Source organism: Szabonella alba, from assembly GCF_016765775.1.
GTDB lineage: Bacteria > Pseudomonadota > Alphaproteobacteria > Rhodobacterales > Rhodobacteraceae > Szabonella > Szabonella alba.
In genome coordinates this window covers 1-15103 of sequence record NZ_JAESVN010000022.1, presented here as the reverse complement: position 1 = coordinate 15103, position 15103 = coordinate 1, and the positions used below count along the sequence as shown (strand labels likewise).

The 15103-nt window shown below is 65.7% G+C and carries 6 protein-coding genes and 1 pseudogene; 6 read left to right on the top strand and 1 reads right to left on the bottom strand.

Translation table 11 applies throughout. The features are described 5' to 3' along the window. Positions 1-2007 (bottom strand): calcium-binding protein (locus tag JL811_RS19450; protein WP_273542512.1); only part of this gene is annotated, 2007 nt, incomplete at its 3' end. A 577-nt stretch (positions 2008-2584) separates the two neighbouring features. On the opposite strand from JL811_RS19450, the gene JL811_RS19445 reads away from it, so the two are divergent. The 6 genes and pseudogenes from JL811_RS19445 to JL811_RS19420 all read left to right on the top strand — a co-directional run. Continuing rightward, entirely contained in the window at positions 2585-5995 is a 3411-nt protein-coding gene (locus JL811_RS19445; protein WP_202690369.1) for a calcium-binding protein, read from the top strand. Positions 5996-6075: 80 nt separating this feature from the next. Then, positions 6076-7416 (top strand): glycosyltransferase, encoded by a 1341-nt coding sequence (locus JL811_RS19440; RefSeq protein WP_202690368.1) that lies wholly within the window; start codon positions 6076-6078, stop codon positions 7414-7416. Between the two features lie 178 nt (positions 7417-7594). Then, a complete protein-coding gene (locus tag JL811_RS19435) occupies positions 7595-8713 on the top strand; it encodes a polysaccharide biosynthesis/export family protein (RefSeq protein WP_337924777.1) in 1119 nt (372 codons plus the stop codon). 192 nt (positions 8714-8905) lie between these two features. Further along, on the top strand, positions 8906-9304 hold the full coding sequence (locus JL811_RS19430; RefSeq protein ID WP_202690367.1) for a sugar 3,4-ketoisomerase: 399 nt from the start codon (positions 8906-8908) through the stop codon (positions 9302-9304). 6 nt (positions 9305-9310) lie between these two features. Beyond that, positions 9311-10420, top strand: coding sequence for a DegT/DnrJ/EryC1/StrS family aminotransferase (locus JL811_RS19425; protein ID WP_202690366.1), 1110 nt, complete (start codon positions 9311-9313; stop codon positions 10418-10420). Positions 10421-10426: 6 nt separating this feature from the next. Continuing rightward, a pseudogene (locus tag JL811_RS19420) lies at positions 10427-15103 on the top strand (hypothetical protein); the annotation flags it as partial.

The window sequence follows — 15103 nt, the reverse complement described above, 5'->3', positions numbered from 1 at the left end:
GCCAAGCCCGCCATAGATCGTATCGGCTGCATCGCCGCCCCGGATCGTGTCATTCCCGGCGCCGCCGCCGATGAAATCGCCGCCATTGCCTGCAAAGATCAGGTCATCTCCGCCATTTCCGAACAGCCGGTTGCGCCCGGCCGAACCGAAGATCTGGTCATTGCCGTCCCCCCCCTCGACCGTGTCATTGCCATTCCTGCCATGGATCGTGTCATCGCCGCCCAGACCGCGCAGAAGGTCATTGCCGCTGCCGCCGTCGATCCTGTCCGCGCCGCTTGTTCCGATGACCGTGTCATTGCCGCCAAGCGCCTGAAAATGGCCGGGGACCGTCATCGTGATATTGTCCGGCCCTTGCGTGCCGAAGAAGGCCGGATCGGTCAGACCAGCCGCCCGCGTAAAATCGATGAATCCGCCAGAGGCGCTCCACCCTGTCGGGTTGAGATAGAAATCCACCAGACGCACACTCGAGAGGCCCGGCACACCCATGACCAGATCGTTGCCTTGGCGCGCCAGTTGCGAGAGGTCGAGACTGGACGCCATCCAGGTGGCAAATTCGATCACCCCGCCATCATCGACGATGACCATATCGCCAAAGGGTTTTGGGATATCATCCTCGTTCCCGACACTCAGCGAATAGGTGTCCCGCCCTGCACCGCCAAAAAGCGAGGGACTCCCCCGCCCCCCTCCGATCCAGTCATCCCCCGCGCCACCATAGATGGTATCCGCCCCGTCGCCCCCGAAGAGAGCATCATTGCCTGCCCCCCCGTAGAACAGGTTGGGCGTCTGGGAATAATAGAACTGTTTATAAAATCTGTCCCACACGCTGCCGGCACGGATATCATCATCCCCATCGCCGCCATAGATCGTATCCTGTGAATCAAAGCCGCCGAACAACCCGTCATTGCCGCTGCCGCCATGAATCAGGTTCGCACCATCATTGATGCCCTGAATGTAATCCGCCCCCTCCCCCCCATAGGCTTCGAGATATCCCGATGGGCTTGATGACAGGGCGGATCCAAAGATCGTGTCATTGCCTGCGCCGCCCGTGATGGTGGCCGTGCCTTTTACCGTGAAAAAGACAGTATCATCGCCCCCGCCTGCATTGACCACCAGATGCAGTGGCACCGAGTCGGGCGAGGATTCTACATTCCATGCATCACCAGTGACCGAAATATCATCATTTCCCGCCCCAGCCTCGATCACCAAGGTCCGCGCAGCGATCCCACCACCGATATCCATGAATCTGTCATCACTATCGGTCAGGATGACGGTCACATCCTCTGTGGCAAACAGTTTCTGGGTATCCACCAGCTGGGCTGTATAGGCATCTCCGATATCCGATGGGTCAAATGTGATCCAGTCGGCGAATGTCACATGTGTTGTGGCATCGGGTGTGTAGACCAGCCGGGTCGAACCAGCAGCAGGATCGGGGCCGAAATTTTCCACGACAATCCTGCCAGCGGAGGCGATTGAAGCGGATTCCAGCGCCCGGAGCCCCGCCAGATGGTTGGCATTCGCCAGCGCGACCGCCGCGGCGGCATATTCCGCAGCAGCGTTATAATCGTGGAAAGCCTGGTTTGGCAGTGGCCCGAAACTGCGCGTCAGGGTTGGCAACTCTTCCATGCGAAGATAGCCGTAGATCCCGCCCGAGCTGAAGAGTGTCAGCTGCGACTTGCCCGAAAAGAAATCATCCGAAGCGAAAAGTCCCGGATCATCGGCATAGAAATATGGGTAATATGTATCCGCATATGGGGTGAGTGATTGCGAGACGTAGCTGCCCCACCCGTCCAGGTGCATCCGGAAACTGCCGGTACGCGTTACCCAATTTCCCTGGCTGTCATAGTCCTCATAGAGATAGCTGACGTCACCCTGCAAGCTGCCCAGCGAATTCCAGTATTCAGCAGGCAGAAAATTGCCGCTATAGACACCAAACAGATTGTTCAGACTGTATCCCGTGAATTCGGTGATGCCTGTGGTGGAAGTGGAGTAGTCGAATACATGCGCCATGGAGCACCCCTTAATTAATACAAAGACCTTCTTTCCGACGAACTGCTGGCTGTGACAACTTGTCAGATCATAACCATTCAAATGATAGCCATTCTCCACGAATCGCACAAGAACGGGATGCGCCCTTGTCGAAAGCCAAGATCACCTCCCCGGAAGGTCGACGGTTACCCCTCCGGCCCGCAGCATGATCCGGTCCTGCCCCGCGCCATCAACCAGCGCGAACAGGATCCGGACTGTGGGGCGGCAGATCGTGAATGCCGCCTCCACAGCCGCAGAACCAGAGCCCCCGCCCTGTTCGAGAAAGTCGCCGGAATGGCCCGTCTTGGAGGCGGCGATGACGGCGTCCGATGTCTGGAACCGCAGCGCCGCGCCCGGGGCAGGGCACTTCCATCCGCAGGCGCGCGCTCCTGCACGGGCCTTGCATCCGGGATTGCGGCCCCCGAAGGGACAGCCCGTCACGGGGCAAACACGGGGCGAAAAGTCTTGCCAAACCAAGCTCTGTCCTCCTAAGCAGGATAGGGGACTTCTTTTTGTGCGCCGCGCCGCATGATGATTCAACCAGCAAGGACATAGCACGATGACGACATTCACGCTTAGCGGGATCACGGTCCAGTATAACGCAAACTTTGATCCGGTTTCCGTCGGGACGGCGACATTCGAGGCGGTTTTCCCCAACAATCAGGCCTTCATCAATTACACCGTTCTCCAGACTTTCCCCGGAGAGCTTCCGATCGTCGATATCGGCGGGACCGAGCCGATCAGTGCCAGGATCAACGGCAGTGCGATCAACCCGAATGCCGATGACATGCTGGGTGCTGTCACGACAAATCAGGGCGCCACCTATATCCTGCTGGGCTTCTTCGATCCGGCGACGAACAGAGACTATCTTTTCCAGATCGGGGGGCCTGCCCTGCCGCCCCTGACAACCCTGCAGCAGTTCATCAACTTCGGGAATTCCATCGCCAGTATCAGCACGGTTGGCGGCGCGTTTGCACCGGGCCAGAACATCGCGGTTTCCAGCTTCCTCAATGTCGATATCGATGACGGCCCGGTTGGCCAGAACGTCATCAACGGTACGAATGGCGATGACAACCTGATCGGCACGGCGGCCGACGACCTGATCATCACCGGAAACTCGACCCCCAATGGTGATTACGTTGCCGGATCGGCCGGCAATGACACCATCGACATGTCCGGCAATGACGGCATCAACGGCTTTGTGCTGATCGACTATTTCAACCAGCCCTCGGTCAATGTCACCCTCAACGGGGCGACCAATACCGGCAGCGTGACCAAGGGGGCGAACGGCACCGACACACTGATCGGGGTTGCAAATCCGCTCAATGCCGGGAATTTCGAAGGCGGGCTGGAAATTCTCGGCACCGCAGGCAATGACACGTTCAACCTCACCCTGGCCAATGACCAGTGGATGAGCATTCGGGGCGGGGCCGGGCAGGACAGCTATGTCATCAATGGCGGTGGCGCGGTGCGGCTGGATTTCCGCAGCTCGACCGGCGGCATCAATGTCAATCTGGCCACCGGCCAGATCCTGAATGACGGCTTCGGCAATTTTGAAACCATCACTGGCACAGGCAATGTCTGGGAAGTCCAGACCTCGCTTGCCAATGACACGATTACCGGATCGAACGCCAATGAGAGCTTCCGCTTTCTGGGTGGCAACAACACGATCAACGGCGGCGGCGGGTTCGACCGCCTGCGCTATGATCATGGCACGGTTTCCAGCGTCAATGCCGATCTGGCCGCTGGCACCGCCAGCATCGCGATGACCAATGGCAACAACTTCACCGACAGCCTGACCAGTATCGAATTCCTGCGCGGATCGAACGGCAATGACATCCTGCGGGGCGACGGGGCCGACAACCGGCTTGAAGGGCGCAATGGCGACGATGTCCTGATCAGCGTCGGCGGCAATGACACGCTGATCGGTGGCAGTGGCGCGGACCGTTTCGTACTGGCGGGCACGGGCAATGTCAGCATTGCCGATTTCCAGATCGGGACGGATGTGCTGGATCTGCGGCAGGTGCCGCTGTCTGCGGCAGCCATTTCGGCGGCCTTTGCCAATTCGACCCAGGGCGGTGGCGGCACCACGGTCAATCTGGGGGCGGCGGGGTCGCTGTTCCTGAACGGGCTGACCAAGGCGCAGGCGCTGCAGATCACGCCGGTGACGCCGGTGCCCACCACTCCAGTCCTGATGGAGCTGTTCCGGGGCAATGATTCCTTCTACTTCGCCTTTTTCAACACGCTGACCAATGACGTGCAGCTTGACGTGCAAAGCTGGACCACAACCCAGATCGTGCTGCGCAACCCCTCGAACGGTGCCGTGACCACGATCACCGGCACGGGCTTCCCCGCGGGGGGGGAACAGGAAAATCCGCCCGGACTGGTCACCAGCTGGGAAACCCGGGATGCGGGCGGCGCTGTTGTCATCCGGCTGAGCGGCATGAACTGGCCGCTGGCCGAAATGTTTGCCGCCATCACCGAGGCGTTTGAAGACGACAATGAGCAGCGGCTGGATGCGCTGTTCGACCTGCAACCGCTGATCACAAATGCCGCGGCAGCGACGATGGGGGTCGAGTTGCACGCCGACATGCTGACCAAACCGGTCTTCTTCACCGGGTCTGCCTTTAACGACACGCTGGAGGGCGGGGACGGCAATGACACGATGCGCGGCGAGAACGGCAATGATCTGATCTATGGCGGTCTGGGCAATGACGACCTGGCCGGGGGCGCGGGGAATGACCAGATCTTCGGGGTCGCGGGCAGCAACATCATCTGGGGCGGGGTTGGCAATGACACCGTTCAGGGTGGCACGGGATCGGACACCATCCATGGCGGTGGCAGCGGCACCAATCAACTGTTCGGCAATAATGGCAATGACCTGATCTATGCCGGGTCGGGCGGCGATTTCATCGGTGGCGGCGCGGGCAATGACACCATCCGGGGTGGTGACGGGGCCGATACGATCTATGGCGGTCTTGGCAATGACGATCTGGCCGGGGGCGCGGGTAATGACCAGATCTTCGGCTCTGCCGGCAGCAACATCATCTGGGGCGGTCTGGGCAATGACACGGTTCAGGGCGGCACGGGATCGGACACCATCCATGGCGGTGGCAGCGGCACCAATCAACTGTTTGGCAATGAGGGCAATGACCTGATCTATGCCGGATCGGGCGGTGACTTCATTGGCGGCGGTGCCGGAAATGACACGCTGCGCGGCGCTGCCGGAGCCGACACGATCCGGGGCGATGACGGCAACGATGTGATCTATGGCGGTCTGGGCAATGACGATCTGGCCGGGGGTGCGGGCAATGACGCGATCTTCGGGGATGCGGGCAGCAACATCATCTGGGGCGGCCTTGGCAATGACACCGTTCAGGGCGGCACCGGCAATGACACGGTCTATGGCGGTGGCAGCGGCACCAATCAGCTGTTCGGCAATGACGGCAATGATCTGATCTTTGCGGGCAATGGCGGCGATTTGATCGGCGGCGGCGCGGGCAATGACATCATCCGGGGCGGTAACGGGGCCGATACGATCTATGGCGGCCTTGGCAATGACGATCTGGCCGGTGGCGCGGGCAATGACGTGATCTTCGGATCGGCCGGCAACAACATCATCTGGGGCGGTCTGGGCAATGACACGATCCATGGCGGAACCGGCAAGGACAGTATCAATGGCGGACCCGGTGCGGATACATTCGTCTTCGCCTCGGCGGCGCATATCGGCATCGGGGGGGGCCGTGACGTGATCACGGGCTTTGCCAGCGGGGAGGATCAGATCGACCTGACGGCACTGAACACCACGTTCAACGGCACGGGCGGGGTGCTGGGTGGCGGGCAGGCCTCGTTCTACTATGCCGCTGCGGCGGGTCTTCTGATCGGCGATCAGAACGGCGATGGCGCGGCCGACTGGGTGCTGGAACTGACCGGCGCGCCGGGCGTCACCGCAGGCGATTTCCTGCTCTGAACCAAGGGCAGGCCGGGGGTTGAGGCTTTCCTCGCTCCCCGGCCTGTGCGAAGGACCGGCCTGAACGCCGAGGTCCGACCGTGTCCAGTACAACACCGCTTGTCAGTATCCTGATGCCCGCCCGCAATCATGCGGGTTTTGTGGATACGGCCCTGCAAAGCGTTCTGGCCCAGAGCCATGAGCGGATCGAACTGATCGTTATCGACGATGGGTCGACCGATGAGACGCCAGGCGTGATCGAACGGTGCCTGAGCCGCACGCCCCGTTCCTTGCGGGTGGAGTTCCACTGCCAGCCGAACCAGGGGCTCGGCCCGACCCTGTCCCGCGCCCTTGGTATGGCACGGGGCGATTTCGTGCAGTTTCTGGCCAGTGATGATGCGCTTTTTCCGGACATGACGGCACGGCTGGTCAGGGCCCTGTCGGCCGCCGCCCCCGATGTCGCCGCTATGGCCTGTGACGGCTATGTCTTTGACGGGCAGCCCCAGGTCCTTGACGGACAACCCCGGGCAGAGCAGGCCGGACAGGGCCCGCATCTGCCCTTCAGCCAGTTGCACCCGGCACCGCTGGGCCGCAACCAGCATCGCGAACTGATGGTGGGCAACTGGCTTCCGGCCATGGGCCTGCTCTATCGCCACGATCTTGTGCTGGCCGCAGGCGGGATCGACCCTGATCTGGCCTATGAGGACTGGGGGCTTCTGCTGGCCCTGACCCGGCGATACCGCATCGCGCAGATCCCTGACCGGTTGTTCCTTTATCGCCAGCACGGGCAGAACAGTTCGGTCGAGCCGGAGCGGATGCAGCTTGCGCTGCGGGCCCTGACCGCCCGGTTCCCACAGATGGCCGGGGCGCGAAAGCTGCGGGCGGCCCTTGCCGCGCGCGACATGCGGGGCATTCTGGCGGGGCTTGCGCCGGGAAATCTGGACCTTGCCGCCCGTTTCCTGCTGCGTCAGATCCAGCGCCGGTCTCTGGCCCGGCGGGGTCAGCCCGCCCTGCCCGCCGCCGCCCTGCCCGCCGCCACCCTGTCCGGGGGCGTGTTCCGGCAGGAGGGGCAGATCGAGATCGGGCCGGGATGCCGGATCCATCCCGAGGCCCGGCTGGAGGCTGGTCCGGGCAGGCTGATTCTGGGGCCGGGCTGCCATGTCGGGGCCGGCGCCCGGCTGGAGGCGGGGCCGGGCCTGACCATCGGGGCGGGAACCTTCATCGAGGCGGGCGCCCGGATCGGCGGGGCCGGGGCCCGGACCCGGCTTGGCAGGGCCTGTCTGATCGCCGCCCGGACCCGGATCCTGCCCGGAAGTCTTCTGGGCGATCTCTGTGTCACCATGCCCGAAAGCCGGGTCGGCGGCCCCCATCCCGATGGCCGGTGGCTCGTGCCGTCTGCCGGACAGGACCTTGCCGGAGTCTCTGACGGAGGCGCGATGTGACTGAAGGTTATCCACAGAAACCCTCCTCCAACCGGCAGTATCTCTCTCGCCTATCGGCGCAATATGCGGTTTTACTCATCTCCATGCGCATTCTGTGTTACCCGGTCCTTTCCTGTTCCCTGCCGTTCCGGTTTTTTGCTGTTCCGGACCGTGCCGGCGATCAAACCGAGGAGTTGTCGTGAGCCTGTTCTGTCGTGCCCTTGTGATCCTGTTCTGCTGCGGCGGACTTGCGGCCTGCACCCTGCCCCGCGGCGCGGCGCTCAGTTCAGAGGTTCTGGAGGCGCGGGATGCCGAGAACCCGGAATTCCAGGTGGTTCCGGTCACCCAGGCCAGCCTTGCCGGAGTGAACCGCTGGCCCCGGGCCGTTGCGACGGCCGGTCAGGGCTGGATCGGGGGGCAGCGCGGACCGGACAGCCAGATCATCCGCAGCAATGACCGTGTCACCGTGACGATCTGGGACAATGAGGCGAATTCGCTCCTGACGCCCGCCGGGCAGAAATCGGTCGTCATTTCCGGGGTTGCCGTCTCCTCCTCGGGCACGATCTTCCTGCCCTATGTCGAGGAGGTCCTGATCCGCGGGCAAACCCCGGATCAGGCCCGCCAGACCCTGCAGGCAGCCCTTGCCCCCATCGCCCCCTCGGCCCAGGTGCAGCTGAGCCTGGAACCGGGTCAGGGAAATATGGTGGATGTGGTTTCGGGGGTTGCCCAGCCGGGCAGCTATCCGCTGCCGGACCGCAACAGCACGATCCTGTCCTTCATCGCGCAGGCCGGGGGCATCGCTCCGGCCCTGCGCAACCCGCTGGTGCGGCTGATCCGCGACAGCAAGACCTATGAGATCAGCGCCGAGCGGCTGATGGCCGATGGCAGTCTGGACACCACGCTGCGCGGCCGCGACAAGATCCTGATCGAAGAGGACCGGCGCTATTTCACCGCCCTCGGCGCCACCGGCACCGAGAAGATCATGCCCTTCGACAAGGCCAGCGTCACCGCGCTGGAGGCGGTGTCCATGTCCGGAGGGCTCAGCGATGCCCGGGCCAATCCCCGGGGCGTGCTGATCCTGCGCGAATATCTGCCGGCGCAGTTGCGCCGGGATGGCAGCGGCCCCGAGATGGAGCGGGTGGTCTTCACTTTCGATCTGACCAGCGCGGACGGGCTGTTTGCGGCCCGGGGCTTTCAGGTGGCCCATGGCGATACGGTTCTGGCAACCGAATCCCCCGTTGTGGCCGCGCGCACGGTCATGGGGCTGATCGGCTCGGCCTTCAGCGTCACCAATGTTGCAAGCAATATCTCGAACTGAGGCTGCTGGCAGGGTGGCGCGGATGACAGGGATGGCGGGGATCCCCGCGCGGGTCGGGGCCGGGACAGGCTGCGATTGCAGCCCCTGCCCGCCCCCGGTATAAGCCCGGCAGTCGCCTTCCTCATTCCTGTTCAGAGTTGCCCCATGCTGACACTTTCCGAATTTGCCAGGAAACGGCCCGAGGGCCCCGTCATGCTGCAGCTTCCCCGGCATGTCGATGGCCGCGGGTCGCTGGGTGTGATCGAAGCGCATGACCTGCCTTTCGACATCCGCAGGATCTATTACCTGCATGATGTGCCGATGGGCGCGGTCCGGGGCGAGCACGGGCACAGGCGGCTGGAACAGCTGATCCTGTGCATGCATGGCCGGGTCGAGGTGATCCTGAACGACGGGAAACGCCAATTTCCCTTCACCCTGACCGATCCCAATACCGGCCTTTACCTGCCGCCGGGCCTCTGGCGGCGGCTGCGCTTCCTTCAGCCCGAGACGACGGTCTGCGTGCTGGCCTCGCGGCCCTATGAAAAGGACGACTACATCTATGACTATGAGGAATTCCTTGCCTGGGCGCGGCAACGGCAGGGCGAAGGGTAACAGGGCATGAGCCGGTTCAGCTTTCTCGATGTCGGCCATACCTACCGGGTGCTGCAGGATGAGATGGATGCCGCCTGGCGCGCGGTGATGGCCTCGGGATATTACATCGGCGGCACGGCGCTTGAGCGGTTCGAGGCTGATTATGCCAAATGGTGCGGGGTGCGTCATTGCATCGGTCTGGGCAACGGGCTGGAGGCACTGGTGCTGCCCCTGCGCGCCCGCGGCATCGGGCCGGGGGATGAGGTGATCGTGCCGGCCCATACCTTCATCGCGACCTGGCTTGCGGTGGCGCAGACGGGGGCAACGGTGGTGCCGGTCGATGCCGATCCCGCGACGATGAATATCGACCTCGACGCTGTGGCGCGCGCGGTCACCCCGCGCACCAGGGCGATCATTCCGGTTCATCTTTACGGCGCGCCCGTGCCCATGGCCGGATTGCGCGATCTGGCCCGGACGCAGGGGATTTTCCTGCTGGAGGATGCAGCCCAGGCCCATGGCGGGATGGAGGGCAACCGCAAGGCGGGGGCGCTCGGGGATGCGGCGGGGTTCAGCTTCTATCCCGGCAAGAACCTTGGCGCCTTCGGCGATGGCGGGGCGCTGGTCACCGATGATGATGACCTGGCCGACAGGGTGCGGATGCTGGCCAATTACGGGTCGCGGGTGAAATATCACCATGAGCTGCCGGGCGGGAATTCGCGGCTCGATCCGCTGCAGGCGGCCCTGCTGTCGGTCAAGCTCGGGCATCTGGAGGCCTGGACAGAACGGCGGCGCGAGATTGCCGCGGTCTATGACCGGGCCCTGGCCGGGCTGCCCGGGCTGCGCCTGCCGCAGGGGGCGCCGGGGACCGCGCCGGTCTGGCATCTCTATGTGATCCGCCATCCCCGGCGTGAGGCCTTGCAGGCGGCCCTGGCGGCGCTGGAGGTGCCCACGGCGCTGCATTACCCGGTGGCCAACCATCACAGCGGCGCCTTCCGGGCCGAGTATGGGCATCTGTCCTTCCCGGTGACCGAAGAGATCTGCGCCACCTGTCTCAGCCTGCCCATCGGTCCGCATCTGTCGGTGGCCGATGCCGAGGAGATCGCCGCCCGGGTCGGACAGGCGCTGCGGGGTCTCTGAGGGCGCATGCGGGATCAGGACGCAGCCGGAAAGAGCCGTACAGCCGATGCGCCCGGCGGCAGGGGCCCTGCCCCCGCTCTGTCGATGGTGCCGGTCGGTTTCGACCGGGCCGCGACGCTGCATCTGGTGACGCCCGATGCGGGCCTTGTGCGCTGGCAGTCGGTGCTGCTCCAGATCCTGCGCGCGCTGCCGCAGGAACGCCATATCGTGCTGTTCACGGCGCCTTGCCGGGATGAAACGGTCCTGTCGCAGGTGACGGCGGCGGGCGGTTTTGCCCTGCAGGGCCCTGCAGGGGCGGTGCCGGCGGATTACTGGCGCTGGATCACCGGACGGATCGACCTTCTTTTGCCGCAGCGCGTGATGATCCATGCCACATCCCGGGACGACCATGCCCGGCAGGCCGCCCTGCGGCTGGCCTCCCGTTTCGGGCGCAGGCTTTATCTTCTGCATGGACAGGATTGCGAAGGGGGGCTTGTTGCGGGCTTTCTGCAGCCGGATCTTGGCGGGGCGACCCATGTGCTTGGTCCTTCGGTCCCGGTTTCGCAGCTGCGCGCCGGATTGCGCAGGGCCGGTCATGACGGCAGGGTTCACGTCGCCCGGCTGGGCCTGCCCTTCGATCCCGCCCAGAACCCCGAGACCATGCCATGGTCCGGCACCGGGTTTCGCGGGGGCCGGAGGCTGAGATCGGCACTCGGGGCCGCGCGCCGGTTTTTGCGTCGTGGCAGGCAGGCCGTCGCGGGGGAAGGGCCGCTGACGACAGGCAGTTCTGCCGGTGCCGGGGATCTGGACCGGGTCGGCGCCGACTGGCTGGCGGATCTGATCCTTGGCCTGATCCGGGCAACCGGGGGACAGCATGTCCATGTCGGTCCGGTCGATCCCCGGCTCAGGCATGCGGTGCAGCTGCGTCTGAAAGAGGCGGATCTGCCCTCCGGGCGCGTGGTCTTTACCGGTGCCGAGGCCGCGGTTGCCAATGCGCTGTGCCATCACCGGGTCGGGCTGTTTCTGGGCAGTCTGCCCGGGATCGTGCAGTGTCCGGGCCTGTCGGGCGCGGCCTGGGCCGGTATTGCGATTGCCCGCTTCATTCCCGGGGCGACAGACGGGGCGCAAAGCGGCCCCCCCGCACAGGCGGGCCTCGGGCCGGATGACAGTCTTGACTGGACCAGCCCGCAGGATCTCTGCCGTCAGATCGACGGGGGGCTTGCCCCTGCCACCCTGCATCATCTTCGCCGCGCGGCCGGGCGCTGGCACCAGCGCTATCACAGCCCGGCGCGCTTTCTCCGCCGCCTGATAGCCTTGCTTGACCGGACCGAGGGAAGCCTGACCGCGCCGGTCTCGCCCGAGGAAAACGCCGCGGCCCTTGCCGTGCTTTTCGATGCCGATTTCTATCTGGCGCGCTATGCCGACATCGCCCGCGCCGGGATCGATCCGCTGCAGCATTATATCAGGCATGGTGAGCGGGAGGGCCGGTCCCCCAATCCGCTGTTCAGCCCCCGGCATTATCAGGCGCAACTGCCTGCGCGGGCCAGCCGCGGACGGGCCGGTTCCGACAAGACCAGCCTTCTGGCGCATTACCTGCTGCGCGGAGAGGCGCGGGGCCTGACGCCGCATCCCTATTTCGTCCCGGCCTGTGCGGCGCAGGGGCTTGGTCCCGCGGGCCATGGTGGGGGGCTTGCCACCCCCGACGAAGGGATTGCCCCTGCCCGGAAAACCGTTCTGTCAAGCATTCTTGCGCGCTACATGCGCGAGGGGCGCGGGCAGATCTGCCCGCATCCCCTGTTCGATCCGGCCCATTATGCCCGCGTCCGGGGGGTCGATACCCGGGACGCCCCGCTTTTGCTGCATTATCTTGCGGAAGGAGCCGAGGGCGGGCTGTCCCCGCATCCGCTGATCCGGCCTGCAATGCTGCAGGACTGGGGGGCAGACACCCCGCTGGACGGGTTGCTTTACTGGCTGGGTAAACCGGCCGCCGGCCCGTCCGAACCCACGCCTGATCCGTTGTTCGATCCGGCCCATCTGGGCGCGAATGAGGCCGCGCGCTATGCCGCTGCCGCCCCCAACATGCTCTGGGCCCATCTGATCGAGGGCAACCGTGCCGATCGCGGGCCCCATCCGCTGATTGACCCGGCCCATGTCGCAACCCGCCGCGCAGAGGTCCTGACCTCGGCGCAGCCCCTGCTGCTCGACATGGCCGAAGGCCGCATGCTGCGGATCGACACCCATCCGCTTGTCAGCACTACCCATGTGCTGGCCCAGGCCCCCTGGTGTCCCGATCACCCGACCCGCCATTATGTGCAGCGCGGCATGATCGAGAATATCGACCCGCATCCGTGGTTCTCGACCGCGTTCTATCTGTCGCAATCGGCCAGTGCCCGGGCGGCCGGGGCCAATGCGCTGGTGCATTATCTGGACAAGGGGCAGTATGACGGGCTGCTGCCGCATCCGTTCTTTGACGGCAATGACTACTGGAAACGCTATTTGCGGGATTCCGGGGGCGGCGCGCCGCTGCCCGATTACGCGCGGCAGGGCGCGGGACGGTTCCGCACCGTGCAGCCGCATGATCCGGATGCGCGCGCAGCCAGCCTGCAGATGGCCGAGGCCCTGTTCGGGCAAGGGGGCCATGCCCCGGCCGCGCGGCTGCTGGAAACCGCGCTGCATCCGCCTCTGGCCGCGCCGCACCCGACCCTGCGCACCGAGATCCGGCAGGTTCTGACCACGCCCCCTGCAGGGGTTGACCTGCAGGTTCTGCTGCCCGCCCGGCAGCTTGCCCTGACACGTCCGGCCGTGGTGTCGCAGATCCATGTCGCCCCGCCCCCGCTGCGGCAGGACCTGCCCGGAATCCATGCCGGGGTCTGGCCCCGGGCGCTTGTCATCGGGGGCGCTGACGGACTTGGCACGCTGGACGGGGGCTGGTGGCCACAAGGGCCGGAAACCGGCGCCCTGCCGGGCAGCGATGTCGCGCGGCGCGGCGCTCTGGCGCTGCGTCCGCAGGGCCCGGTCGCCGCCCGGGACGATGCGGCTGTCCTGATCCGCAGGCATGGGGCGGTGACGCCCTTTGCCGAGGCGATCTTTGCCTGCGGCAGCGGCAGCGACAGTCTTGACCGTTTCCTGCTGGAAGTCCTGCCCCGTGCGCTGCTGGCTGCGCGCAGCGCCGCGCCGGGTGTGCCGGTCCTGACCGAGGCCGATCTGCCGTCACAGGCGCTGCAGGCCCTGCGGCTGGCCCTGCCGGATCATCCGGTCCTGCAACTGCCGCGCGGCCAGGCCGCCGAGATCGGCCGTCTGCATGTCGCCGAAGCGGTGAACCGGCTGGAAGACCCGCTTGCCGATCCGATGACCGGGGCGCCGCTTCCGCCTCCGGCCCTGCATCTACATCCCGCAAGCCCCGCCCTGTTGCGCGCGGCCTTTGGCCGCTCGGGGCAGACCGTTCCGTCCCGCCGTCTGTTTCTATGCGCCGAAACCGCCCCCCTGCGGCGGCTGCTTGCCGCCGATGAGATGACCGCCGGGCTGGCCCGCTGCGGGTTTCTGCAGGCTGATCCGGCGCGCCTTTCCTTCACGGATCTGGTTGCGATGGTGCAGGATGCAACCGAGATCGTGGCGACGGATTGCCCGCAGCTGGCCGTGCTGGCGCTGGCCCGGCCCGGAACCCGGGTCTGGGTCTTGCAGGGCAACGCCCCCGGCACGGATTTCCACCGCTGGGATACGCTGGGACGTCTGGCAGGGCTCGAGATGGTGACGGTGGCGGGCTGGCAGGTGCCTGGCAGCGCCGGGAACAGCACACGCCCGGCCGAGGCGCATTTCGCGGTGCCCGCCCGCCTTGTCCTGCCTTTCTTCGAGACACGTCTTCCCCGGACCGGACAGGCCGCGCCTTTGCTGGACGCGCTTTATGGCGCGACTTCCGAGGCGGATGTGCTGACGGGGGCCTGGGCGGTGCATGCGGGGCCGACCCCTGCGGGGTTCGAGGACCGGCTGCGGGCGCTGCGCGGGCAGGCGGCACGGCGGCTGGCGGAGGCGCCCGAGGCCGAGATCACCGCCCTTTCCGGCCATGCCTTCTTTGCCGATTTCGCCCGCAACATCCGCTCGGGTTTTCCGGTTCTGGCCGGGTTCACGGCCTGGGAGGCGGCGGCGGCCGAGCAGCTGCGCCGGTCCTTTGCAGGGCAGGAGGCCGGAGAGGGGCCTTTGGCCGCAGCGGCGCTGACGGGGGCAGCGGGGGCGCGGCGGCGGCTGGTTCTGGGAATGCTCTTGCTGCCGGGCTGGCAGGTGCCGCTGCCCGCGCCGGATCTGCCCGAGGATGTCATCGAGCGGCATCTCGCCTGGGCGATGGCGCCGCCTGCGCTGATCCGGGCCGGGGAGGATGCGGCCTGGGTTGGGCATGTCGAGGCGCTGCTCGACTGGCTGGCCGACCGGCTGGAGCGCGAGGATCTGCCGCCCGCGCTGCGGCTGCGGCTGGCGCGTCTGGCCGGGCGGATCGATCTGGGCCAGCTTCTGCTGATCGAGCGCCCCCTGCGCGGGGTGCATGCGGCGCGGAACCGGGTTCTGGCGCAGGTGGCGCTGCGGGACGGCGCACGCGCGGATCCGGCGCCCCAACTGGCTCCGGCTTCTGCGGCGGGCGGGGTGGCGGCGCCGGCGCGGCGGATCCGGATCGGGATCCTGTGCCGCACCTTCGACAAGGGCCCCGACAGCGAGGCC

Coding starts and splice junctions, on each gene's coding strand:
- JL811_RS19425 (WP_202690366.1), top strand. CDS start 9,311: ATGAGCCGGTTCAGCTTTCTCGATGTCGGCCATACCTACCGGGTGCTG.
- JL811_RS19445 (WP_202690369.1), top strand. CDS start 2,585: ATGACGACATTCACGCTTAGCGGGATCACGGTCCAGTATAACGCAAAC.
- JL811_RS19430 (WP_202690367.1), top strand. CDS start 8,906: ATGCTGCAGCTTCCCCGGCATGTCGATGGCCGCGGGTCGCTGGGTGTG.